The sequence below is a fragment of the Streptomyces sp. NPDC059371 genome (assembly GCF_042751995.1).
Lineage (GTDB): Bacteria > Actinomycetota > Actinomycetes > Streptomycetales > Streptomycetaceae > Streptomyces.
In genome coordinates, this window is sequence record NZ_JBHYXD010000149.1 from 1 (window position 1) to 1,950 (window position 1,950).

The window sequence follows — 1,950 nt, forward strand, 5'->3', positions numbered from 1 at the left end:
GGGTTTTAAACACCCGGCCCCCCCCTCGCCCCCCCCGGGCGCCACCCGGCCCGGCCCCCCCCCCCGGCCGGGCCGGGGGCCCGGGGAGGACCGAGGACGGACGGTGGTCAGCCGGCCGACGAGGCGCCCTTCGGCTCGTCGCCCTCGACGTCGACCGGCGTGCGGTATCCCTGGAGTTCGAGCGGGCCGTTCGCCTTGGCGGCGCCGCTCTCGGAGTTCGGTCCGCCCAGGTTCTGGCGGACCGAGTCGAGGATGGTCAGACCCTGGGCGACCAGGCCGGCCGCTATCTCGCCGAGACCGTCGGCACCGTTGAGGACGTTGACGTTCGCGCCCGCGAGACCGCCGGCCGCTTCCTTGACGATCAGGGGCAGTTGGTCGATCAGCATCCGGTCGAGCGCGACCCGGTCGTGCGAGGCGGCCGCCTCGGCCTGGATCTTCATGCGCTCGGCGTCGGCGATGGCGAGCACCTTGATCCGCTCGGCCTCGGCCTCGGCCGGCTTGACGACCTCGGCGACGAGCTGCTGCTGACGCAACAGGGCGGCGCGCTGCGCGAGTTCGGTCTGCGCCGCGAGGACCTCCTGCTGGGCGTGGGCCTGGGCGAGGGGACCCGCCTGGGCGGCCATCGCCTGCGCGCGGTCCACCTCGGCCGAGTACTCCGCCTGGACGATGGCGGTCTGCCGGGCGTACTCGGCCTGGTTGCGCGCCGCCACCTGCTGCGCCTCGACGGAAGCCTGGGTGGCCTGCGCCTGGGCGATCTGGGCCTGGCGCTGGATGGCCGCCTTGTGCGGCGCGGACATCGCGTCGATGTAGCCGGTGTCGCCGTCGTCGATCGACTGGATCTGCAGCGAGTCGACGATGAGGCCGATCTTCGCCATCTCCAGCTTCGAGGTGTCGAGGACCTCGGCGGCGAGCTTCTGCCGCTCGGTGACGATCTCCTCGACCGTCATCGAACCGATGATGGACCGCAGATGGCCCGCGAAGATACGGCCCGTCAGGACCGACATCTGGTCCTGGTCGGACAGGAACCGCTGACCCGCGTTGATGATGCTCTCGGTGTCGTTGCCGACCTTGAACGCGATCACGGCGCGGACGTGCAGCGAGATGCCCTGCTTGGTGACACAGGTCTCGGTGACCTCCGCCTCGCACATGGACAGCGTCAGGAAGCGGGTCTTGCGGAAGACCGGAAGCACGAACTTGCCGTGCCCCGTCACCACTCGGAACGGCGCGCCCCCCAGTCCCCGCCTGCCGCCCGAGATCAACATCGCCTCGTCGGGAGCGGGTACGCGATAACCGAACATGCTTCTCCTTCTCAAGCTTCGCCGACGGCATCGCCGTCGAGCGCGTCCAGTGGATCGGCCCACGTGATGACGTCGACCTCACGGCATCCTCTGGACTCGATCACCAGCACGGTCGCCCCTTTCGGCAGGGGCTCCCGAGACCAGGCATGGAAGGTCTCGGATCCGCCTCTCACGCGCACGAGGACCTCGCCGGGTCCGGCGGACCCCCGGGTGCCGATGAGCAGTTCCCCCGTGCAGCCGATCACGGCTTCGTCCTGCACCATTGCCGGCCACCCCCCATCACTCTGAATCTGCCTCTGACCTTAGACCCAGCCCATTCCGGGCGCGTACGCCCCCCGTCGGTCGACAGCCCCTCCGGGGGTACGCGTTCAGGCCTCCTGTGAAGTGTGGGCTCAACTCTTGGTGAAGCGATAGGTCTTGCTGTCGGTCAGCACACAGAAGCCCGAGGACACCACGATCACGCGCAGGGTGGCGCTGCGGCGGTCGTAGTCGATGCCCTCCACCTCGAAGGTGCCCGAGCAGGAGCTGCGCAGCGGGAGCTGCCGCAGCGCCGTGACGTGTCCGGAGACGTGGGGGGGGGGGGCGGCGGGGCGGGCGGGCCGCCGGGGCGGGCCCCCGCGGCGCGGGGCGCGGGACGGGCGGGGCGGGGGCG

2 protein-coding genes and 1 pseudogene are annotated in these 1,950 nt (G+C 71.0%); all 3 read right to left on the minus strand.

Annotated elements, in window-relative coordinates; genetic code table 11:
- Positions 1–107: 107 nt before the first annotated feature.
- Entirely contained in the window at positions 108–1,298 is a 1,191-nt protein-coding gene (locus ACFXGX_RS41040; protein ID WP_384802868.1) for a flotillin family protein, read from the minus strand.
- Positions 1,299–1,309: 11 nt separating this feature from the next.
- The gene (locus ACFXGX_RS41045; protein ID WP_355776272.1) at positions 1,310–1,561 is read right to left on the minus strand and encodes a hypothetical protein; all 252 of its coding nucleotides are present in this window, start codon (positions 1,559–1,561) and stop codon (positions 1,310–1,312) included.
- Positions 1,562–1,690: 129 nt separating this feature from the next.
- Positions 1,691–1,950 (minus strand): annotated as a pseudogene (locus ACFXGX_RS41050) (hypothetical protein); the annotation flags it as partial.

Bases quoted from the DNA above. Each gene is read 5' to 3' on its own strand.
- ACFXGX_RS41040 (WP_384802868.1), bottom strand. From the start codon at position 1,298: ATGTTCGGTTATCGCGTACCCGCTCCCGACGAGGCGATGTTGATCTCG.
- ACFXGX_RS41045 (WP_355776272.1), bottom strand. From the start codon at position 1,561: ATGGTGCAGGACGAAGCCGTGATCGGCTGCACGGGGGAACTGCTCATC.